The following is a 21,690-nucleotide window of genomic DNA, read 5'->3' on the forward strand; positions in this document are numbered from 1 at the left end:
GTAGGATGCTGGCAATGAGCCAGATGTTAATTAGAGATTGGTTTAATCTAAGTCTTCTATCTGCTCAAGTAAAGATAATATATCATTAGCTTCTTCGTTAATTGAGGAGATTTCTTCAAATGACATACATAAAGATGTGTTCATACTAATATTTTGGTTTTGCATAACATCGTTATACTTTCTTTGAAGCTCACCAGGAGCTACACCGAATATCTTTTGAAGCTCAGGGTTTAATTGAGAATTTGTTCCATTAACAGGTTTTTCCCATTTACGGTGCCCTGTAATTGGATTTGTTAAAGATGTGCCCATACTAATATTTTGGTTTTGCATAGCATCGTTATACTTTCTTTGAAGCTCACCAGGAGCTACACCGAATATCTTTTGAAGCTCAGGGTTTAATTGAGAATTTGTTCCATTAATAGGTTTTCCCATTTACGGTGCCCTGTAATTGGATTTGTTAAAGATGTGTTCATACTAATATTTTGGTTTTGCATAGCATCGTTATACTTTCTTTGAAGCTCACCAGGAGCTACACCGAATATCTTTTGAAGCTCAGGGTTTAATTGAGAATTTGTTCCATTAATAGGTTTTTCCCATTTACGGCGTCCTGTAGTTGAGTTAATTAAAGAAGATTCTACCATTTTTTTAAGCTGATGGTGGTTTTGAGAAAGTTGCATGATGTTTTCTAAATACTCTGTTTGGAGATTAGTATTTTGCGAAATCTGTAATTCTTGTAATAAATCTAGAGATTCATTTGATAAGCATAGAGATGTTATAGCTGTATCTCTGATTTCAGTTATAGAATAAGATAAATTCACTGAGCTATTAGGATCATTAATAAGAAGAGAATCATCTATTAATCGAGATTCTCCTAAAGTGGATTTACCCATATTTTTGAGCCATTGATTTTGGTTATAATGTATAGAATTATTATTTGAGCTATCATAATCGTTAAAAATTTGACTTTTATTTACAAAGTCAGGTATAGAGTTACTATCGTTAAGGTTTTGACTTTTATTGATGAGGCTAGAGTGATTTAAATCATTTGTTTTAATGATCCATTTTTTTCTTTCAACGATTCCTTTATTCGATGATATAAAGCTACTTGTTTTAGCTGGAGTGATAGAATTTATAGAGATATCATTAGTATTTTTTTGCTTTTCTCTAACTAAGAGGTTATTTATAATCTCAAGAGATCTTTTTTTAGTCTTCCCGAAGAATATTTCATTAATGTTTAATGATGAGATAGAGGTTTTATTTTTGATGTACAAACTCAATAATTATATAAGAGGTTCATAAGCTTCAGTTTGTAGGTTTTTAAGGTAACCCTCGCTTCTAATTTCTCTAATAGTAAGCGCTTTTGACTGTGGCAGCTGTGTTAGTAAATTCTCAATTTTTTGTTGTTGTTTTTGTTGTTGGATTAGTTTATTAGACATCGAATTACCCTCTAAATACTTTTTGTTACACTTAAAACTTGATTTGATTATATGAGTTAATAGTATTTTTTTATATATGACTAATTTGATAACGTTTAAGTATTTTAGATAAGGGACTGTTGCAAACTAAAATTATATGACTCTAATTGTGTTAAAAAAAATATTCCCATAAAACACTTCGAAAACCTAGTTAGTAAACGAGAAATTGTGTCTAATGATGTTTAATTATAATAGTAGCTAATTGTTTAAAAATCTTACTATATACAGAATTTTTCCTCATTGCTAAAAATATTTCTCTTTTGAAATTCGGATCATTTATCGCTAAATAACTTATATTCTCCATTTGAGTACAAGCTATTTCTGGTATAAGGGTTATGCCTTCATCGATGGACACCATTTGACGTAAAGTTTCTAAACTACTTCCTTTAAAATTAATATTGTTATATTTGTTTAATGAGCATAGTTTTAGAGTCTGATCTCTAAGACAATGTCCTTCATCAAGAATCATAAGATTTTGTTTTATAATTTCAGCTATAGATAACTTCTTTTTTTTAGAAAGTTTATTTGTACTTGCTACAGCTACAAAAAACTTATCATCAAATAGTTTTTTGGATATAAATTGATTGTGATCTATAGGATCAGCAAATAAGGCAAAATCTAATTTTCCTTGTTCAAGCATACTTACGAGGATATCGGTTTTTTCCTCAACCACAGAGATACTTAAATTAGGTATTTGCTGTTTTATAGATGGTAAAAGTTTTGGCATGATATAGGGGCATATGGTGGGAAAAGCTCCTATAGAGACACTAATTTTACTGCCCTTTAAATACATGCTAGCTATTTTATTTAAGTTTTTCACCTCATCAATTATTTTATAGGCTTGAGTAATTATTTTTTCGCCAGCTTGTGTAGTAAATACTTGTTTTGTACCTCGCTCGAATATTTGTATATCCAAGTACTCTTCAAATTTTTTAATTTGCATACTCAATGCTGGTTGGCTTACAAAACATTTTTCAGATGCTGTAATAAAGCTTTTAGTTTCGTATACTGCTATTATGTATTCTAAGGTTCTAGTATTCATATAAGCAAAACTTATTACAAACATAACTTTTATATATTTTACAACTGGTGTATTTGTAATACAATAAACCTTGTATCTAATAACGTCGGAGAATGAAAAATGATAAAACGAGTACCTAATGTAACTTTCAAAATAAGAGTTAGAGATGAAAGTATAGGTGGTTCAAACCCATTTAGATGGCAAGATTTAACTACTTCAGAGATTTTTAATAACAAAAGAGTGATTGTGTTTTCACTTCCTGGAGCATTCACACCAACTTGTTCTACATATCAATTACCAGGTTTTGAAAACAACTTCGATAAATTTAAAAAGCTTGGAATCGATGAAATTTATGTTTTGTCTGTGAATGACTCGTTCGTAATGAATAAATGGGTTGAGTTCCAAAAGATTAAAAATATTAAACCAATTCCTGATGGAAATGGTGAGTTCACTGCAGCTTTAGATATGCTTGTAGATAAAGAAAACCTTGGTTTTGGTAAAAGATCATGGAGGTATGCTATGGTGGTAAATAATGGTGAAATTGAGAAATTTTTTGTAGAACCGGGGAAATGCAATAATTCAGAAGATGACCCATATGGCGAGACTTCTCCAGAGAATTTACTAAAATATTTAGAGTCTAAGTAATTTATGGCTAAAAAAGTTGTTCTAATCGGTGCTACAGGAGTGATAGGCTCAGCAACGTATAAAACTTTAGTTGAAGCTGGCTTTGATGTTATTTCTGCCAGTTTCTCTGGAAAAGGTTCTGATTACAAAGTTGATATACAGGATACAAACTCCATTTGTGCGTTATTTGAACAGATAGGAAGTTTTGATGCTCTTGTATCGACTACAGGTAAAGTCGTATTTAAGGATATACGCCTGTTGGAGCAAAAAGATTGGGATTTAAGTTTATCTAATAAGCTTTTAGGCCAGGTAAATTTAGTCCAAATTGGTGCAAGATATGTTTCAAAAGGAGGATCCTTTACACTTACCTCAGGAATATTAAACGTACAACCAATAGCTAATGGTACTATAGCTGCAACTATAAATTCTGCTCTAGAAGGGTTTGTTAAGGCAGCTTCACTTGAATATACAGATTTCCGTATAAACATTGTTAGCCCTACTGTTGTTGAAGAAGCTTTAGAAAAATATGCACCATTTTTTGTTGGATTTAAACCTGTTAAGGCTAGTAATGTAGCAAATGCTTATCTAAAATCTGTTGCTGGTATTGCTGATGGTGAAGTTATAAAAGTCGGTTTTTAATTACTCGTCCCTAGAAAAGTTTGAAATGGTTTATTTAAACCTTTTAAGATGTTATTATGATTCTAGTTTTATTTTGTAATAGATTTATTTTGTTAGGTTTTAAGTCTTTAAAATTTTTTGGTATATTTGTGGGAGTCTTATCAGGCGTGCTGTGGGGCCTTAATGATGTATATATCAATATTTTTAGTATTAAAATAGGAATCCTATCAACAGGATTGTTAACTATAATTTTTTCTTTACTCTTAGCTGCTGTGCAAGATACTTCATCTTGTTTGGCTATATTTGGATACCATTATTTTAGTTCTCCCAAAATTTTTTTCACTAGAATTAAATCTTTAAAAAAAATCTTCTGGTTACTGTGTCTAGCGGCTATTTTCGCTGGACCTCTAGGAATGGTTGCTGGTATAGTTGGTATATCATATGCTGGGCCTATTTACGCTGGTGTTGTCACTTCATGTTACCCGATAGTAGCTCTTGTTTTAGCAATATTTTTTCTAAAAGAAAAACCAACAAACTTAAAAATACTTGGCATAGTGCTATCAGTCTTGGCTGTTATATTCATATCAATTGCTGGCGGGCGTCATGGAGGTGGTAAGACACTAATTGGCATTATGTTTGCTCTTTGTGCAATGCTTGGGTGGGGGCTAGAATCAATTTTATTTTCATTGGCCTTAAAAAAGGCTACTGAAGGTCATAGTTCATTTTTATTAGCTACAAGACAGTTTTGTTCAGCAATATCTTATTTGGTTTGCTTAATCTTTATTTGTATATTTTTTCCTTTAGAATTTTTAAAGGTGGTGGAAAACTTTTTCATGATAAAAATACTTATCATATGTGTGATGTCTGCTATGGCATCATATATCGCTTATTATTATGCTATAAAGCGTATAGGAGCAAGTCTAGGAACTACTTTTAATGCTACATTTATTTTTTGGGCAGGTGTTTTTAGTATAATTTTTCACCTTGAGAAAGTAACTGTGAACTTTATTATTTGGGGTATTGTGCTTATTATAGGTATTTATTTTGCGACTAAAGGGACTATCAAAAATTTTAAATTAGCTCATTAGCTTTTGATAAGCTAGCTTTTATGATATATTAGGAAAAGAAGTTTTAAAGGTGTGAAAGGGGTTTATTTTGGACTTTTGGCTGATTATAGGAGTTTTTCTTGTTCTAAGTATTTATCTAACAGTAGAAAACATTATCCATAATATAAGTGTTAGGAGTATCCCGATACGTATTCATGTGAATGGTACTAGGGGTAAATCAAGCGTTGCTAGATTAATAGCAGCTGGGGTGCGTGCTGGAGGCCATAGGACTGTTGCGAAAACTACAGGAACTTTAGCTAGGTACATAAATGTTGATGGTTCAGAAACTCCAGTTTTTAGAATAGGTTTTAGTAATATAGCTGAGCAAGTAAAAATAATGTTTAAAGCAAAAAGAGCTAAAGCTGATGCTATAGTTATAGAATGTATGGCACTTCAACCATTATTACAATCTTTATGTGAGCTAAAATTAGTTAAAGCTACACATGGCGTACTTACTAATGCTAGACCTGATCATTTAGATGTGATGGGTCCAACAGAAAGAGATGTTGCAAAAGCTTTAGCTGGGGCAGTTCCTGTAAAGGCAAAATATTTCACAGCTGAAGATGTGCATGTTGATTTTTTCAAATATGCATGTAAAGATAGGGGAAGTGAACTTATAGTTGCTACTGCTACTGATGCTGAGAAAATAACAGATGAAGAAATTAATAAGTTTGTATATTCTGAGTTTAAAATTAACGTAGCTTTGGCATTAAAAGTGACAGATGATTTGGGGATACCAAGAGAAGTAGCTTTAAAAGGTATGTGGGAAGCAACCCCTGATCCTGGAGCTATGACAGAGTATAATTTTGATATTAAAGGCTCTGAAATGAATTTTGCTAATGCTTTTGCTGCAAATGATCCAGTTTCAACTAAAATGCTTTGGGATAAGCTTTATAGTAAGTATGAGAATTGTGATAAAAAAGTTTTAGTTGTCAACTGCCGAGAGGATAGAGAGGATAGGTCTAAACAGATAGCAGAAGCTATACTTGATTGGCAAGTTCCAAACTTGGTTGTTCTTATTGGAACAGGTACAGAAGTTTTCACTTCTTTCTATAAAAAATATGCAAAATCACTTAATAAAAAGAGATCTCAAGTTATCATTTGTGAAGACAAGCAACCTCTTGAAATTCTTGAAAAAGTACACGAAACTCAAGAAGCTAACTCATACATACTTGTTGGAGTTGGTAATATTAAAGATATCGGAATGAGTTTAGTAGATTTTTGTGATAAAAGTCATAAAGAGAAGCATGGTTTATAAATACGGTTTGTTTTAAAAAATTGTACATTTAATAGGAGAAAATATGGATCCATTAACTCTCTCTATAGGGATAGGTTTGATTGTTGGACTAGTCTTTGTGTCACTTTTAGGTTTATCTACAGGTGGTATGGTTGTGCCAGGTTATTTTGCTTTAGAAATGGGGGCACCAGATAGAGTCATATTGACTATAGTTATTTCGATAGTGATTTTTGGAATAGTTAGGTTGATGTCTAAATTTATGATTATTTATGGTAGAAGAAGAATTGCTATTACAGTACTTTTATCTTTTATATTAGGGACTATATGTAATAGTATATTGTCTGAATATATGACTTCTAGTTTTTATTTCGATAATATAAAAGTTATAGGTTATATTATACCTGGCCTTATTACTTTATCTATAGATAGACAAGGTCTTATTGAGACTATAGGTTCATTATTAATAGCGTCTGTTATTATTCGTTTGTTACTGATAGTGTTGATTGGCCCTCAAATAGTAGGAATATAAATAATGAAAAATATGTATTGGCATCGTAAATATTTGTCGCGTTATATAATATTGTTTTTAAGTGCATTCATGATAATTTCTTTATATATAGTAGAGAAAAATTTAGTCATCGAAACTAAAGGCTACACTCAAAAATTACAAGCAGCAGAGACCAGCAGTCAAGCTTTTAAACTTACACAAAACTTTTTTATGTCTAAAGGTTACTTATGTAAAGGTGTCGGTGATGTGACTTGTACTGGCTTGGTAGGTTTATCAATGACAGAAATTACTACTGATTCTGGCGATTTATATTCTAAAAGGTCTTCTGTTAATCCAAATATCGCAGCGATATTTGTTAGCTGGTTGAATGAGTTAGATCTTAAAAAAGGTGATCTTGTTGCTGTTCAAGAAACTGGATCATACCCTGCTTTAGATATTGCTATGTTATCAGCAATTAAAACTTTAGAACTTAAGCCTTTAATTATATTTTCAGCTGGTTCTTCCCAATATGGGGCTAATAGGCCTAATTTTACATGGTTAGATATCTATCATAATTTGGTAGAAAAAGGTATGTTTGATTATCCAATTTTAGGAGCAACATTAGGGGGCTCTAGAGATAATGGTTATGGTATGACTCCTTCAGCGATTTTAAAATTAAATGACGCAATCAAGAGAAATGGTTATGAAACTATCAATGTCCCATATAAAGATGCCACGAATACTTCTGTAGAAACGCGTTTGAAAATGTATAAAGAAGCTGCTGGTGATGAAAAAATTAAAGCATATATAAATGTTGGCGGTAATATGGCGTCTATAGGACTTAAACAAATTAAGCCAGAATCAGAAAAAGAAGATAAAGATAATAAAGAAAAATCTGCAAACACTAAATCTAATGAACAAGAAGATAGGTTTGTTAAGTTACATAGTTTTCCTTCTGGTGTAGTGAAAGATTTGCCTACTGAATATAAAAATATTAATTCTGTTGCAGTAAATTTCTTAAAAGAAGGTATTCCAGTAGTTAACATAAGAGATATAAACTCATCTATTATTAAAAAGTATGGATTAGCATATAACCCAATAGGAGTTATTCCTCCGGGGCAAGGGGCAGCTTTTTCACAAAAAAATTATAACTCGACTCTAGCAATTATTTTATTGATAATAGACATAAGTTTAGTTGTTGGGATGGCTATAATTTCAAGAAAATATTTAATTTCTTATAAAACAAAGTAGAGTTGTAATTGCTTTGATTATCAAATCGATTTATCATCTATAACATTAATATATATTATTTATTTTATTATGTTTTGTTTTTATGAACTTAATAGGCTTATCTCTAAGTATCTTCCTGACCTAGAACGTTTAAAAATAGCAGAAGCTTTTATTTTTGGGGCAGATGCTCATGAGACTCAAGTACGTAGTTCTGGAGAGCCATATTTTACTCATCCTGTTGCAGTAGCTTGTATTTTAGCAGAAGTAAGAATGGATGTTGACACTATTATAGCAGCGCTACTTCATGATGTTGTTGAAGATACAGAGCATACGCATCAGGAAATACAAGAGCTTTTTGGCTCTAAGGTATCACAACTTGTTGAAGGAGTTACTAAATTAACCCAAATTAGACATAAAAATATAGCAGAACAACAGGCAGAAAATTTTCGGAAAATGCTTTTATCTGTAACAAAAGATGTCCGAGTTATATTTATTAAATTAGCTGATAGATTGCATAATATGCGTACCTTGGCACCACTTAAGCCAGAAAAGAAAAGAAGGATTTCACAAGAAACTTTAGACGTGTTTGCTCCTATCGCTCATAGGTTAGGTATTAATACTCTTAAAGAACAATTAGAGACTCTTGCTTTTCAGGGAATGTACCCTTATAGATACCACATTTTAGATGAAAAAGTTAAAAAGGTAGAAAAAAATAAAGAAAAAGTATTTTATCAAGTTAAAGAAACTTTGGTAGATAAGTTAGGGGAGTTGGCATCTAAAGATAGCATAAAAGCACGTAAGAAAACAATTTATAGTATATATAATAAGATGCGTAAAAAAGGTATTTCTTTTGAGGAAATAATGGATATGTATGCTTATAAAGTGATAGTTCCTAGTCGTATTGACTGCTATGTAGCTTTAGGAAAAATTCATGAACTGTATAAGCCGATACCACAACGCTTTAAAGACTATATAGCAACCCCTAAGGCTAATGGTTATAGATCATTACATACTGTTGTCTTAGGACCTTATAATATACCGTTAGAAATACAGATTAAAACACTACAGATGGATCGACAAGCAGAATATGGTATAGCAGCTCATTGGAGCTATAAGATAGGCGAAAAAACTGATAAAGCTATACAAAGGTGGCTCAAGAAAATATCAGATATTAACGTTTATACAGCCAGCTCTGTAGAATTTTTAGAAAATGTTAAAACAGATATGTTTAATAATGATGTTTTTGTTTTTACTCCGCAAGGAGAGATAGTTGAATTACCCCAGAATTCTACATGTATAGATTTTGCTTATTATATTCACACGGATGTAGGTAATAAATGTGTAGCTGCGAGAGTTAATAGAAAAGTAGTATCTCTTAATTACCGTCTAAAACAAGGAGATAACATAGAAATTGTAACTTCAGCAGTAGCTGACCCTAATCCCGCTTGGTTGGATTTTGTTGAAACTGGTAGAGCTAAATCAGCAATTAAAGATTTTCTAAAACAGCAATATAAGAATGTTAATTACATTACAGGTAAGGAGTTTGTTGAGAGCAAATTACAAGAACATAATATTGACATTAAAAGTATTCCTAATGGAATTATTAATGGCGCTTTATTTAATTATGAGGGTATAGAAACTGTAAATAGATTTTACCTGGATACTGGCTTAGGGTTAATAGATCCTACTAATTTTATTGAGTTTATAGCTAAGTATGTAGATGATATTCAACATTCGTATAGTAAATCCTCAGCATCAAAAGTGCAAATCAGATACGGAGATGACCAGCGTATAGCTGAGTGTTGTTTGCCTCTGCCTGGTGATGAAATAAAAGCAATAGTAACACAAGATAATATAGAGGTTCATAGAAGTAGCTGTAATGAATTATATAATATACTTAAAAGGGAGGGCATTAAACAGATACAAGCAGAATGGTCTGTAAATAATGATGATGAGCCTAGTTTTAGAGCTAGGATTGCTGTAACCTTAAAAAATATTCCTGGAGCAGTTGCTAAACTTACCACGACTTTAGCCAGAGAAGGCATAGATATTCGTAGTCTTGACATGATGTCTATTGATAATAAACAAGCTAAGCTTTCAGCTATAGTGGTAGTGCGTAATAGAAGAGAGCTTTATTTATTACTACGTTTAACTAGAAAATTAGATGTGACAATAAATGTAGAAAGAATACTGAATAAGTAAATAGTAATTATTTACTCTTAACGTATTAATTTTAATAAATTATAGATTTTCTATTATAAGGATCATAAGGTTTTTGAATAATGGGGTTAGATATTTTTCCTTTAAAATCTCCAGTTGATATTTTTGGAGTTATACTTTTAATAATTTTTACTTCGAGTCTTTTATCTAGGTTTTTGAGATTACCTAATATAATTAGTTTAATAATTGCTGGAGTTATAATTGGACCTTATGGTTTTAATATTCTTGACCAAAGTTTAGCAGTAACTATATTTGCAAAAACAGGTTTAATATACATTATGTTTTTAGCTGGATTTGAGCTTGATGTTACAGATTTTAGAACTAATAAAAATAAGATTATTGCTTTTGGGTCGCTTACCTTTTTAATCCCTTTTATTTTGGGTTTTATAGTATTTAGTTACTTTTTTAATTTTAGTTTTCAATCTGCAGTTTTAACAGCGGTTATATTTTCAACTCACACATTAATAGCGTATCCTTTAATAACTAATTTCCCGAAGAAAAATATAATTTCAGTAGTTGTTGGTGGAACGGTGATTACAGATACTATAGTACTTTTTATATTAGCATTTTTTACTAACATAAAGCATCAATTTATTAATGTTACTATATGGTCAGTGCTTTTTACTTTAGCACTCTATTTTATAACATTCATATTAGTAATTTTTATTTTAGTCCCTTTTATTTCTAGAGTTTTTTTAAATAGGTTTTCAAACCAGAAAAGCTTAGTGTATATATTCGTTTTATTAATAGTTTTTGCTTCAGCGATCTTTGCTGAGAGTATGGGTATGGATATTATTATTGGAGCATTCTTTGCTGGTTTGGTTTTAAGTAATTTCTCAAATAAAATTGAAATAGTCAAACAAGACATATATTTTATTGGTAATACGCTTTTTATCCCGGTATTTTTAATAAGTATAGGAATGATGTTTGATTATAAAATTATTTTTAAGATGGGGTTGACCTTAACATTTTCTTTTATTGTAGTGGCGATATTTAGTAAATGGTTGGTCGCTAAATTGGTAAAAATTATGTTTAACTTTAAAAACGAAGATCAGATTATTATATTCGGTTTAAGCAGCTCTCATGCTGCAGCTGCTCTGGCTGTTGCATTGATAGGTTATAATATTGGCGTCCTTAATATATATATACTTAATAGTACTATACTTTTGATATTAATAAGCTGTCTGTTATCTTCATTAATTATTTCAAAAATGATGAAAAAATATGGTTAAGTAGTCAGATAATTAGAGATTAGTTCTGGCATTAAAAGCATGTAATAGAGTTTGTTGGTCTAGGTATTCAAGCTCACTACCAAATGGCACCCCAAATCCAATTCTAGAAATTATTATATTTTTACCTATAATCTGTGATATGAAATGAGCAGTAGTTTCCCCCTCAACTGTAGGGCTAATTGCTAGTATAATTTCATTTATATTTCTTGATGCTATAATCTTTTCTAATAAATCTAGTTTTAACTCTTTAGGTCCTATACCATCTAGGGGAGAAATTCTTCCATTTAAGATAAAATATTTTCCTTTAAAAGTATTAGCATCTTCTATGGCAACGAGATCTAGCAAGTTTTCTACTATACATAGTTTAGAGTTATCACGTTTAGAGTCACTACATATTTCACATATTTCATTTTCAGTTAGAGCTTGACAGTATTTACAGTTAGTAATACTTTGGGTAGCCTCTATAAGAGATTTAGCTATGTCAATAGCTGTTTCAGGCGATTTACTTAATAAATGTAAAGCCAGTCTTTGTGAGGTTTTTTTACCAATAGTAGGAAGCTTTCTTAAAGACTCAATAACAGCTGTAATTTTTGGAGAGAATATTTTATTGTTCATTTCGTTTAAAATTTTCTTATTAAAATGGAAATTTCATTCCATCAGGTAGGTTTATTCCAGCATCTTGAGCCATTTTCTGTAGATCGGTAGAAGAATTTACCTCAACTTTTTTAACAGCACTATTCACAGCCGCTGCTATTAGATCTTCTAGCATTTCTTTATCTTCGTTCAAAAGACTTTGATCTATATTTACAGATTTAACGTCATGTTTACCAGTCATAACTACTTTTACTAATCCAGCCCCTGCTTCTCCTGTTACTTCTATGTTTTCACGTTCTTGTTGAGCTTTTTTCATTTGCTCCTGCATTTTTTGTGCTTGTTGCATTAATTTAGACATATCAAAATTCATTTTTAAATCCTTAAATAGTTACTTAACATAAAACTTCTTTCACACATTCTAATATCTGTTCACTAGAGTTCTTTATCAATGCTTTTTTTGCATTATTTGATAAGTTTTTTAACTTACTACGATCTTCAGTTAGGGGTTTAATTATACTTATTAATTTTTCTAAATCTATCTGATCTTGTCTAATACAAAAACCAGCATTACTTTTTACAATAATTTGAGCATTAAAAAACTGATGGTCATCAACTGCAGACGGAAATGGTATAAATATAGTTGGTAACCCGGCAATAGCACATTCAGATACTGTAAGAGCGCCGGCTCGACAAATCACTAAATCTGCCCATTTATATGCTGCTGCCATATCAACTATAAATGCAGAAATTTCTTTGATGTTTTCTTGAGGTATATTAGCATAATTAGCATGTGTTTGCTCAAACAAAGAGGCTCCTGTTTGATGCCACACTTTAATATTTATATTATGCTTTTTAGATTCTAATATTAGTTTAGGTATAATATCATTTATAGCTTTTGCACCTTGACTACCACCTAGTACTAAAATCCTTAGTTCTGGATGAGAGAAGTTTTTTTCTAGGTTGTTAAGGTTTAGAATATCTTTTCTTACTGGGTTACCAACGATTTTTGTTCTTGCTAGCTGTTTAGAATTAAAGTAGTTTTTTATATTATCAATATCAAATGCTAGACATATTTTATCTGCTAATTTTGCTAAAACCCTATTTGTAAGTCCGATTTTAGCATTTTGCTCATGGATAATTATAGGAACCTTTTTTAGTTTTGCTGCTAAACATACCGGACCAGATACATATCCACCAAACCCTATAACTAAATCTGCTTTTGTGTCTTTTAAGACTTTGTAAGCTTTTAAGGTGCTAATAGCTAATTTCATAGGGAATAAGAGTTTTTTTACAAAGCCTTTTCTTCTAATTCCAGTAGTTTTAATGTATCTAATATCAAATACACCGGCTACTAGCTTTGCTTCCATACTGTTAGGTGTACCAACCCAAGTTATATTAGCTCCATTTTCATTAAGAAGCACCGCAACAGCCATAGCAGGGTAAATATGCCCTCCAGTGCCACCAGCAGCAATTATAATATTTTTATTGCTCAAATTATCCATTTTAAAATATGTGATTAGGTGTTTGTCAAAATTAATTTTAAAGGATTTTTATGTTATTATCTATCATCAGTTATTAGTTAATGTATATTTCTAATATAGGAGGCTCGCATGTCTAAAATAAATAAAAATTGTTTATATACCCAAACAAATGAGTGGGTTCAAGTAAAAGACAACATTGTAAAGGTAGGTATAGATGATTACTCTCAAAATGAATTTGGAGAGATAGTTTATGTTGACTTGCCTAAACTTGGTCATGTTTATGATAAAGGTGAGGAAATTTGTGTTATTGAATCTGTTAAGACAGCTTCGGATATCTACTCTCCATTATCAGGCAAGGTGTTGAAAATCAATGAAAAACTAGTTGATAATCCTAAATTAATAAATCAGTATTGTTATGATGAGGGATGGATATTTGAGTTAGAACTTAGTGATCTTGAAGAAATTAGCCAACTTCTTAAGCCAAGTGAGTATGAAAAATACATTTCAGAATAAAATTTTGGAATTGAGTTGTACATCATGTGTTAATAGTTGTGTAAGTATTAATTACATGTAAAATGTTAGGTTCTAGACTAAGCTATTATAGATTAGCCTAGATTAGTCGAGCTTTTCTCTTTTTTTGCTTAGAATATTTTTTGCTTTGTTCCATTTTTTTACGCGAGGTTTTAGGTTTTCTATTTTTTCATTAAAAGCTGTTTCAAGATCAATGTTATATAAATTAGCAACTTCTAATAAGCTGACAAACACGTCAGTTATTTCATCTTTAATCTTTGTAAAATCGTTAGTTTCTTCATAAATTTCTTTTTTCATTATTTCATTAGCAAGTTCACCTATTTCTTCTGTTAGAGCAATAAAACTAGCAAGACGAGGGTGGGTAATATCACTAAAAAGGTTAGAAACGCTTTCTTGGGCTTTTTTAATGGACATATTTACTTGTTTACACTTAGTTTTCCGTTATACGTAATTTTATCACCATCTTAGGCGATGCTATATATTTATAAGTCAATAGTTTATAATGTATAACCAGATTTTTAGAAATTTAATAAGTCATGAGTGAAATAATTATAAAAACGCCTGAAGAAATAGCAAAAATGCGTGTTGCTGGCAAATTAGCAGCTGAAGTTTTAGAAATGATAACTCCATATGTTAAAGAAGGTGTAACCACAGCAGAACTAGATAAAATCTGTCATGATTATATAGTAAATGAACAGCAAGCTTATCCAGCGCCTCTTAATTACCATGGTTTTCCAAAGTCTATTTGCACCTCTATAAACCATGTTGTTTGTCATGGTATTCCTTGTGATAAAAAGCTTAAAAAAGGTGATATTGTAAATATAGATGTAACTGTAAAAAAAGATGGCTTTCATGGAGATACAAGCAAGATGTTTATAATAGGGGAGGCTTCTGTTATGGCTAAAAAGCTTGTGGAGGTAACTCACCAATGCTTATGGAAAGGGATTGAGGTTGTTAAGCCAGGCAACCATTTTGGAGATATTGGGGCTGTTATAGAAAGTCATGCTAAAAAATTTGGTTACTCTATCGTAGATACTTTTTGTGGTCATGGTATTGGTAAAGAGTTTCATGAGCCACCACATGTAATGCATCATGGTAAGATGGGGACAGGAGCAAAATTTCAGGAGGGTATGATATTTACTATCGAGCCAATGATCAATATAGGTAAAAGGCCAGTATCTGTATTAAAAGATGGTTGGACGGCGGTGACAAAAGATAGATCTTTATCTGCTCAATGGGAGCATACTATATTGGTCACCAGAGATGGTTATGAAGTATTAACCTTAAGAAAAGAAGAAAAAGTTTAATATGGTCCAAAAAGTAGCACAGAGTCTAGTAAATCAAAAATGTGACCTTTTAAAATCACAAAATGAAGAGATAACAGTTAATAAGGTTCGCAAACTTATAGGTGGAGCTGTCTCAATAATTGATTTAGTAGATAAAGTTACTTTATATAAAGAAAATCATCCTAAAGCGTTAGAATTAGCTCAGTTGCAAGAAGATGTAAAAAAAGAGGAGCCAAAAGATAGTCTGTTGCTCTTGATAGAAGAAACTTTAAAAGAATTCGCCATTGATAAGAAAGATTGTGCTATATCTTTGCGTAATAAGCTTGCTAAATATATTGACAATGAAGTTGCTACTAAAACTAAAAAAAATAGAGAAAAGCAAGCAGAGCTCTCAAATAAAAATGATAGCTTAGAAATTTCAAATTTAACTCTAAATAAGAGATATAATGAGTTGCTAACTAAGTATAATGAGCTAAAAGATCAAACCTATGAATTAAAACAAAACTATAACTCGACAGCTATTAAATACTTAGAGAGAGATAAGTTTGAAAAGACTCTCTTAGCTTGGGAAGACTTTAAAGGATTAAAAGAACAGCTTGTTAGCCTAGGAGAGTATTCAAAAGTAGCTGTATATGATAAAAGGGGGCATATTGTTATAAAGTTCCCAGCTACTGATTTTCTAACTCAAGAGTGTAGGGCAGGCGTTAGTAGGTATTTAAAAGCAAAAACTATTTATGATTATGATATTCAAGCGTGGATATTATCAGAGTTTACTGATATTTTTAAAACACTTGATTTTCTTAGAAGAAACAAGTTTGTGTTTTCAAAGGAGCTTGAGACTATAGAATACCATAGGAAACAAAGCACTCTTTAGAAACAGCTCAAACTAGCATACTCTAGGTAGTTAATATATAATTTACCAAAAGTCAGTAATTTATAATTTATTAGATGGATTTATTTTCAAGTTTAGAGAACCGGCAATCAGTAGGTGAATTTTCAGAACAAGCCTACTTAACTTACTCAATGTATGTGATTTTAGATAGAGCATTACCACATATCTCAGATGGTTTAAAGCCTGTGCAAAGGCGTATCATATATGCAATGAGTGAAATTGGGTTAAGTCACCTTTCTAAATACAAAAAATCTGCTCGCACAGTGGGTGATGTATTAGGTAAATACCATCCACACGGCGACAGTGCGTGCTATGAAGCTATGGTTTTGATGGCTCAAGACTTTTCTTATAGGTATCCGTTTATAGATGGTCAAGGAAATTGGGGCTCTATTGATGATCCGAAATCATTTGCTGCAATGCGTTATACAGAATCTCGGCTTTCAAAGTATGCAGTTCTTCTTTTGGACGAATTAAAGAAAGGAACTGTTGATTGGGTGAAAAATTTTGATGGTACTTTAGATGAGCCAAAACTTTTACCAGCTCAAGTGCCAAATATATTATTAAATGGGGCTATGGGTATTGCTGTTGGGATGTCGACATATATCCCGCCACATAATATAACAGAAGTTATAAATGCTTGTTTGCATATTTTATCTAATCCAAAAGCTAGCATAGATGATATTTTAGAGATAGTTGAAGCACCAGATTATCCAGCTGGAGCTAATATTATAAGTACCAAACAGGAGATATCAGAAGTTTACAAATCTGGTACAGGATCAATTAGGCAGCAAGCGGTGTATGACATTGATAATGATGGTAATGTTATTATCACAAAACTACCTCATCAAGTTTCAAGTGCAGCTGTTATGGAGCAAATAGCTAACCAACTAAAACAACAAAAGATAACGTGGATCAAAAACATCCAAGATGAATCTGATGATAAAGAGCCTGTGAAAATAGTTTTATATTCGAATACAACAAAAAAGAACATTAAAAGGTTAATGGGGCATCTGTTAGCAACAACAGATCTTGAAAAAAGTTTTCGTGTGAATATGAATATGATAGGACTTGATAATCGTCCAAGAGTTAAAAATTTACTTGAAATCTTACAAGAGTGGCTTGAGTACAGAAAGCAAACTTTAAAAAGAAGGTTAACTACAAGCTTAGATAAAGTATTAGCTCGTTTACATATTTTAGAGGGTTTACTAATAGCGTTTCTAAATATAGATGAAGTAATTAATATTATTAGAAATTATGATGATCCAAGTATAGAGTTACAAAATAGATTTGCTCTCTCAGAGATTCAAGCTGAAGCAATACTTAATATCAGATTACGTAAATTAGCAAAGATTGAAGAAATAGAGATTAAAAAAGAACAAAAAGAGCTAGATAAAGAGAAAGAGCTTTTAGAGGGTTATTTAAATAGTGAAACTAAATTTAAAAACCTTATGAAAAAAGAGTTTGGGCAGATACTAGCTGATTTTGGTGATCAAAGACGCTCAAAAATTATAGAAGCTGAGAAAGCTCAAGCCTTAGAAGAAAAAGATTTAATCCCTAATGAAAAGGTTACAGTTTTACTCTCTAAAGCAGGTTGGGTAAGGTGTGCTAAGGGTGATAATATAGATCCTACAGGCCTTAGCTATAAGCCAGAAGATAGCCATTATCTAGCAGCATCAGGACATAGCAACGTAAAAATTATCTTTTTCTCTAAACTAGGTAAATCGTACTCTATGTATATAGATAAGTTGCCTTCAGCAAGGGGATATGGTGAGCATATTACAGCTTATATTCCTTTAGATAAAGCAGATGAAATTATAGGTATTGCATTTGTAAATACAGCTTCACATTTTTTATTAGCAAATAGTAGTGGTAAAGGCTTTGTAATACCTGGCGAGGATCTTGTAGCAAATAAAGTCACGGGGAAAAACATTTTTGATGCTGATGAGGTGATAAAATTTGTTGCTTTTGACAGTAGTTCAAAAGCTTTAATTATAAGTGCCCAAGGTAGGGCTGTAATTCGAGACTTCTCAACTTTTGCTGAGCTAAAAAAAGGTAAAGGCAAGTCTATAATTAAGCTTGATAAAAAAGATAAAGTAGAACATGTAGAACTCTTTGATCCAGAAAGCCAAGAAATTATTTTAAATGCGGGTAAAAGGTTTATACGTATAGATAATAAAAATATAGACACTTATATTACAGATAAGACATCAGGTGGTGGAGTGCTTTTACCACAAGGATTTAGAAAAATCACTAAAGTTGAGATTGAGGAAAAATGATAAGTAGCTCTAAAAGTATAAGCACACGTCGAAGCAGTTAACATTAAAAATGGGACTTTCCAAATAAATGTGTAAATTCTTAATTAACCTGCTAGATTATTTCTAGCGAAATATTAAGGATAGAAACAATGTCTAAGAATAAGAAGTCAGAAGATATTTACACAGCTATTGCAGATCAAATAATAGATTCAGGTGTTGATATTAATCAAATGTTTGAGAAAGATGGTTTGCTAAAGCAACTAACAAAACGATTATTAGAAAAAGCACTAGATGCAGAAATGAATAGTCATCTTGGTTATTCAAAACACCAAAGGACTAATTCATCAAATGCTAGGAATGGCTATAGTAACAAGACATTAGCTACAGACACAGGTAATTTGGAAATATCAGTTCCACGAGATAGAGATAGTGACTTTGAACCTCAAATAGTTCCCAAAAGAGTCACCAAGATAAACGGCTTAGACCAAAAAATTATATCTTTGTATGCTAAAGGTATGAGTACTACAGATATCCAACAACAGTTATTTGAGTTATATGATACAAAGATAAGTACAAGCTTTATAAGTGATGTTACAGAAGCTATTATTGATGATGTTAAAGCATGGCAAAATAGACCTTTAGAGTCAGTTTATCCAATAGTGTTTTTTGACTGTATAGTCGTTAAAGTTAGAGAAGACAAGCATATTATTAATAAAGCTGTGTATGTGGCTCTTGGCATATCGTTAACTGGTCATAAGGATGTATTAGGTCTTTGGATCAGTCAAAATGAAGGTGCTAAATATTGGCTTAGTGTTTTTACTGAATTAAAGAATAGAGGCTTACAGGATATATTTATAGCATGTACTGATAATTTAAAAGGCATGTCTGATGCTATACAAGCTATATACCCTGAGACAAAGCATCAGCTTTGTATCGTTCATCAAATTCGTAATAGTCTTAAGTATGTGCCATATAAAGACAAGAAAGAGGTAGCTAGAGAGTTAAAGAAAATATATGATGCTGATACCATTGCAATAGCTCAATCTGAGCTTGATAACTTTGCAAATAAATATGATACTAAATATCCTTTAATTTCAAAGTCATGGATAAATAATTGGGATAATTTAACTGTATTCTTGCAATATCCTCCAAAAATTCGTAAAGTTATTTACACTACTAATGCGATTGAATCGCTTAATAGCCAGTTTAGGAAAGTCATTAAGAATAAAAAGCTATTTCCTAAAGATGACTCTGTTTTCAAATCTTTGTACTTGGCTATAGATTATTTGACTAAAAAATGGTCTATGCCTGTTAAATATTGGAATGAGGCTATGCCTTATTTCGCTATCGAGTTTGAGCATAGAATTCAGAGATTCATGTAAGTGAATTTACACAGTTAAGTGGAAAGGCTCTTAAAAATTCTGACCATTGATTTATTAACTCTCCATCAAGGTGTTTGGTGTGATTTCAACAACACTAATTTTAGCTCCAGCCTTAGTAAGGTATTTTGCAACTCCTCTACCTACTTTACCATAACCGAAAAGGACAAATTTTTTGTCTTTAAGGTCGGTAACTATTTCTTGCTGGACAAGTCTTATAAAAGCTTCACCAGAGCCGTACATACCTTCTAGGCAATCTTGCTTAGGTTTTAAGCCAGGGATATTTATATGAGTTATAAATTCAGAGGCTTGTCAGTTTACGACAAATCATATCAATCCTGTTATTTCCACGTTTTGTCTGATTCAATAATAGCAAATTCATTTGTCGCAATAACTCCTTCGTCCCCAACAAGTGATAAATATTGTTCATATAACGATGGTCCTGTATTGTCTAGGACAAATTGAGGATTTAAGTCCTTTTTTATCAATACCTCAGATAAGCGACCGTAGTTTACAGACTTTCGCAACTTATTGTACATAAATTCTAACATCATTAATGCTCCTCTAGAGTACTGTGGCCCATACATAATAGCATTATATGCAGTATATGTTGCACTAGCATATTTACTTCCCAGGACTAGACTTATTTTTGAATCTTTATTACGAATTAATTTATTTGCTTCTTTCATTTTAGGGTGAAAATAAGTATCAGTATCAAGATAAAGTCCTCCTTTCGTTAAAATCAAAATTAAGCGAAGGATATCACTTGCCATAGCGAAATGTTTATTCGGTCCTCCTATCAGATTCAATGAGAGATCATATAGCTCTCGTATAGCATTGTACTGTGTTTTGTCAATTTTAGTTTCCACGAATGCTTTGTTTATGTTATCATCCAAGTCAAGTACGCTAAGAATCTTTATTCGACCATTTCTATATAGCTTTTTAAATTGCTGAACTCCGTCAGGAAAAGATTTATTTAATTCAACTTTATCTGCATAAACAGCTTCTTTAGACATTAACATTTTGTAATCTTTCATTAATCCATCCGACATTGGGGTGGATTGTCGAGCAGTGTATGCTAGATCTAAATAACTTAAACTTTTCTTCGATGGTAGCAGGACTAAATCATTCCTTAGACCTGGTTGAGTTATTCCCATAGTTTTTCCAGCTTGTTCCCTTTTCCATGGCACATGACTTACATATTCACTCATTGTTTGAACGTCTGATGTCCATACTATAGCTGTGTACTCTGGATTTAGGCTTAAAAAATCAGCTATATTGCAAAGATATGTTATTGGTAGTACTCGACCAAACCAAATAAAATGAACAAGGTTTGGTTGTGATGCGTGGATAGGATTATCTATTCTTAGTGAATTTAATAAGTTTTTCCCATCTAGAGACTGTTCATACACCACCTTTCTTTCAAAATCAGTTTCCTTTAAAGCAGCGATTGGATCAACCTTTTTTCTCCTCCTCTCACTGTTTTCATTGGCTATGCTTTTCATGATTTTTACTTTATCAGGTAATATATATTCTTCACCTTTATGAATGGATTTTATTTTTTTTCCTGTAATCTCTATTTCATTAGGCAATATATATTCTTCGCCTTTATACATAGTTTTTGTTATTTTTTCAGGAAAATAGGTATTAAAATTATTGTAATCAGTTCCGAAAATTAATGATAGCGGCACCATTTTCCCTGAACAATCTCGAGTTAAGTTACAAGGTTCTCCATCATATCCACCCATCTTTTCTTTTTTACATATTTTACAAAAATATTTCATATATTCATCCTCCTACTTTGTTTATGTTAGTCTAAATACTAAACAATTAAAACTTGAAAGAAGTTTATAGGTTAAAAATTCTGATTTATATATGGTGAAATTGATACATAAAGTAAGTTTTTGATAGGAAGTAACTTATGGGCTACCATATATAGTATAAATATTACAAATTTAATAACATATTTAATAACTATTAATGACCGAAGTAATATTTGTTACAGAGCTTGGTAAAAATACC

General features: G+C 31.5%; 23 protein-coding genes. 13 read left to right on the forward strand and 10 right to left on the reverse strand.

From position 1 onward, the window contains the following. Nucleotides 1-42 precede the first annotated feature (42 nt). From E3E15_RS02865 to oxyR, 4 genes are all read right to left on the reverse strand, one after another. Entirely contained in the window at nt 43-432 is a 390-nt protein-coding gene (locus E3E15_RS02865; RefSeq protein WP_172106515.1) for a hypothetical protein, read from the reverse strand. Next, nucleotides 396-1,277 carry a hypothetical protein gene (locus E3E15_RS02870; protein WP_172106516.1) on the reverse strand — a complete coding sequence of 294 codons (882 nt, stop codon included), beginning with the start codon at nt 1,275-1,277 and terminating at the stop codon, nt 396-398. Before E3E15_RS02870 ends, E3E15_RS02865 begins: the two co-directional genes overlap by 37 nt. Before the next feature lie 3 nt (nt 1,278-1,280). Continuing rightward, the gene (locus tag E3E15_RS02875; RefSeq protein ID WP_172106517.1) at nt 1,281-1,436 is read right to left on the reverse strand and encodes a hypothetical protein; all 156 of its coding nucleotides are present in this window, start codon (nt 1,434-1,436) and stop codon (nt 1,281-1,283) included. Between the two features lie 211 nt (nt 1,437-1,647). Continuing rightward, nucleotides 1,648-2,517 carry an oxidative stress transcriptional regulator OxyR gene (gene oxyR / locus E3E15_RS02880; RefSeq protein ID WP_172106518.1) on the reverse strand — a complete coding sequence of 290 codons (870 nt, stop codon included), beginning with the start codon at nt 2,515-2,517 and terminating at the stop codon, nt 1,648-1,650. 99 nt (nt 2,518-2,616) lie between these two features. On the opposite strand from oxyR, the gene E3E15_RS02885 reads away from it, so the two are divergent. The 8 genes from E3E15_RS02885 to E3E15_RS02920 all read left to right on the forward strand — a co-directional run bounded on the left by E3E15_RS02885 (nt 2,617) and on the right by E3E15_RS02920 (nt 11,250). Next, complete coding sequence (locus E3E15_RS02885) at nt 2,617-3,141, forward strand: peroxiredoxin (RefSeq protein WP_172106519.1); 525 nt, start codon at nt 2,617-2,619, stop codon at nt 3,139-3,141. 3 nt (nt 3,142-3,144) lie between these two features. Further along, the gene (locus tag E3E15_RS02890) at nt 3,145-3,759 is read left to right on the forward strand and encodes a short chain dehydrogenase (protein ID WP_172106520.1); all 615 of its coding nucleotides are present in this window, start codon (nt 3,145-3,147) and stop codon (nt 3,757-3,759) included. Nucleotides 3,760-3,815: 56 nt separating this feature from the next. After that, the gene (locus E3E15_RS02895; RefSeq protein WP_172106521.1) at nt 3,816-4,826 is read left to right on the forward strand and encodes a DMT family transporter; all 1,011 of its coding nucleotides are present in this window, start codon (nt 3,816-3,818) and stop codon (nt 4,824-4,826) included. Nucleotides 4,827-4,893: 67 nt separating this feature from the next. Further along, a complete protein-coding gene (gene pgsB, locus E3E15_RS02900) occupies nt 4,894-6,102 on the forward strand; it encodes a poly-gamma-glutamate synthase PgsB (RefSeq protein ID WP_172106522.1) in 1,209 nt (402 codons plus the stop codon). A gap of 43 nt (nt 6,103-6,145) precedes the next feature. Further along, a complete protein-coding gene (gene pgsC, locus E3E15_RS02905; RefSeq protein ID WP_172106523.1) occupies nt 6,146-6,610 on the forward strand; it encodes a poly-gamma-glutamate biosynthesis protein PgsC in 465 nt (154 codons plus the stop codon). A gap of 3 nt (nt 6,611-6,613) precedes the next feature. After that, nucleotides 6,614-7,819, forward strand: a complete 1,206-nt coding sequence (gene pgsW / locus E3E15_RS02910) for a poly-gamma-glutamate system protein (RefSeq protein WP_172106524.1) — start codon at nt 6,614-6,616, stop codon at nt 7,817-7,819. Between the two features lie 69 nt (nt 7,820-7,888). Next, nucleotides 7,889-10,000 carry a RelA/SpoT family protein gene (locus tag E3E15_RS02915; RefSeq protein ID WP_172106525.1) on the forward strand — a complete coding sequence of 704 codons (2,112 nt, stop codon included), beginning with the start codon at nt 7,889-7,891 and terminating at the stop codon, nt 9,998-10,000. Nucleotides 10,001-10,080: 80 nt separating this feature from the next. Beyond that, a complete protein-coding gene (locus E3E15_RS02920) occupies nt 10,081-11,250 on the forward strand; it encodes a cation:proton antiporter (protein ID WP_172106526.1) in 1,170 nt (389 codons plus the stop codon). A 12-nt stretch (nt 11,251-11,262) separates the two neighbouring features. On the opposite strand, the gene recR is transcribed toward E3E15_RS02920, so the two are convergent. From recR to murG, 3 genes are read right to left on the reverse strand one after another with little or no spacing between them, the layout of a single operon-like run. After that, nucleotides 11,263-11,865: a recombination mediator RecR gene (gene recR / locus E3E15_RS02925; RefSeq protein WP_172106527.1), complete on the reverse strand. Its 603-nt coding sequence runs from the start codon at nt 11,863-11,865 to the stop codon at nt 11,263-11,265. A 19-nt stretch (nt 11,866-11,884) separates the two neighbouring features. Next, complete coding sequence (locus E3E15_RS02930) at nt 11,885-12,214, reverse strand: YbaB/EbfC family nucleoid-associated protein (protein ID WP_035718743.1); 330 nt, start codon at nt 12,212-12,214, stop codon at nt 11,885-11,887. Between the two features lie 22 nt (nt 12,215-12,236). Further along, nucleotides 12,237-13,346, reverse strand: coding sequence for an undecaprenyldiphospho-muramoylpentapeptide beta-N-acetylglucosaminyltransferase (murG, locus tag E3E15_RS02935; protein WP_172106528.1), 1,110 nt, complete (start codon nt 13,344-13,346; stop codon nt 12,237-12,239). A 108-nt stretch (nt 13,347-13,454) separates the two neighbouring features. On the opposite strand from murG, the gene gcvH reads away from it, so the two are divergent. Then, nucleotides 13,455-13,838: a glycine cleavage system protein GcvH gene (gene gcvH, locus E3E15_RS02940; RefSeq protein ID WP_172106529.1), complete on the forward strand. Its 384-nt coding sequence runs from the start codon at nt 13,455-13,457 to the stop codon at nt 13,836-13,838. 102 nt (nt 13,839-13,940) lie between these two features. Here gcvH and E3E15_RS02945 read toward each other — a convergent pair whose 3' ends face one another. Next, the gene (locus E3E15_RS02945; protein WP_172106530.1) at nt 13,941-14,270 is read right to left on the reverse strand and encodes a MazG nucleotide pyrophosphohydrolase domain-containing protein; all 330 of its coding nucleotides are present in this window, start codon (nt 14,268-14,270) and stop codon (nt 13,941-13,943) included. Nucleotides 14,271-14,392: 122 nt separating this feature from the next. On the opposite strand from E3E15_RS02945, the gene map reads away from it, so the two are divergent. From map to E3E15_RS02965, 4 genes are all read left to right on the forward strand, one after another. Then, on the forward strand, nt 14,393-15,163 hold the full coding sequence (gene map / locus E3E15_RS02950) for a type I methionyl aminopeptidase (RefSeq protein WP_035718749.1): 771 nt from the start codon (nt 14,393-14,395) through the stop codon (nt 15,161-15,163). A gap of 1 nt (nt 15,164) precedes the next feature. Next, nucleotides 15,165-16,016, forward strand: coding sequence for a hypothetical protein (locus tag E3E15_RS02955; protein ID WP_035718750.1), 852 nt, complete (start codon nt 15,165-15,167; stop codon nt 16,014-16,016). A 74-nt stretch (nt 16,017-16,090) separates the two neighbouring features. Further along, a complete protein-coding gene (parC, locus tag E3E15_RS02960; protein ID WP_172106531.1) occupies nt 16,091-18,310 on the forward strand; it encodes a DNA topoisomerase IV subunit A in 2,220 nt (739 codons plus the stop codon). A 128-nt stretch (nt 18,311-18,438) separates the two neighbouring features. Then, on the forward strand, nt 18,439-19,671 hold the full coding sequence (locus E3E15_RS02965) for an IS256 family transposase (protein ID WP_172106156.1): 1,233 nt from the start codon (nt 18,439-18,441) through the stop codon (nt 19,669-19,671). Nucleotides 19,672-19,725: 54 nt separating this feature from the next. Here E3E15_RS02965 and E3E15_RS02970 read toward each other — a convergent pair whose 3' ends face one another. Together E3E15_RS02970 and E3E15_RS02975 are read right to left on the reverse strand one after the other, a co-directional pair. Continuing rightward, the gene (locus E3E15_RS02970; protein WP_172106532.1) at nt 19,726-19,911 is read right to left on the reverse strand and encodes an NAD(P)-dependent oxidoreductase; all 186 of its coding nucleotides are present in this window, start codon (nt 19,909-19,911) and stop codon (nt 19,726-19,728) included. A 98-nt stretch (nt 19,912-20,009) separates the two neighbouring features. After that, nucleotides 20,010-21,452: a glycosyltransferase gene (locus E3E15_RS02975; RefSeq protein WP_172106533.1), complete on the reverse strand. Its 1,443-nt coding sequence runs from the start codon at nt 21,450-21,452 to the stop codon at nt 20,010-20,012. Nucleotides 21,453-21,690 lie beyond the last annotated feature (238 nt).

The organism is Allofrancisella frigidaquae, assembly GCF_012222825.1.
GTDB classification, from domain to species: Bacteria; Pseudomonadota; Gammaproteobacteria; order Francisellales; family Francisellaceae; genus Francisella; species Francisella frigidaquae.